Genomic DNA, 531 nt, shown 5'->3' with positions numbered 1-531 from the left:
CCATGGAGGTGTGCATCCGCTGGCCTTCAGCATTCATCTGAATTAAACGGCGGTTAGGATGTATTCGAGCCTGCAGGGCGGTTCGGCCTTTCTTGTCTGCAGCAGTCCGCAATTTACAGACCTCCCCGAAATTGCCAAACATCCAGAGCATATGGTCAGAGCTGATTACGGCGGTGTACTCCTCCGGATCGTAAGTCTCTGCGGCTTCCAGCAACATCTGTTCACTGATGTTCCGTCCGTCTACTGTGGGCCCGGAGGTGCCAATGGTGATCCAGTCAGTGGTCAGCTGCATGGGTGAGGGCATAGAAAAACCCCATGGATAAATGTGGAATAGCCCTGTTTTAGCCTAAAAAATGCAAAGTTTTTGTGGGTTTCTTTTCTGAAATGTTCTGAAACGGCATTTAACAACAAATCAGAACCAATAATCAGTAAATGACCATGAACGTCCATTACTCTCACCGTTCATGGCAAACACCAAAACCACCATCGAACAGGCAAGGGCACTTTATATCCAACGGCGCAGCGTCACGG

1 protein-coding gene is annotated in these 531 nt (G+C 49.2%); it reads right to left on the bottom strand.

The genetic code is table 11. From position 1 onward, the window contains the following. The coding region (locus J7438_RS27360; RefSeq protein WP_209279156.1) for a GPO family capsid scaffolding protein at positions 1 to 304 on the bottom strand (304 nt) is incomplete at its 3' end. Between the last annotated feature and the right edge of the window lie 227 nt (positions 305 to 531).

The sequence above is a fragment of the Thalassotalea sp. G20_0 genome (assembly GCF_017744175.1).
In the GTDB taxonomy this organism is placed as follows: domain Bacteria; phylum Pseudomonadota; class Gammaproteobacteria; order Pseudomonadales; family Endozoicomonadaceae; genus Endozoicomonas.
The sequence above is the reverse complement of the archived record's forward strand: the minus strand, read 5'-3'. Positions and strand labels throughout refer to the sequence as shown.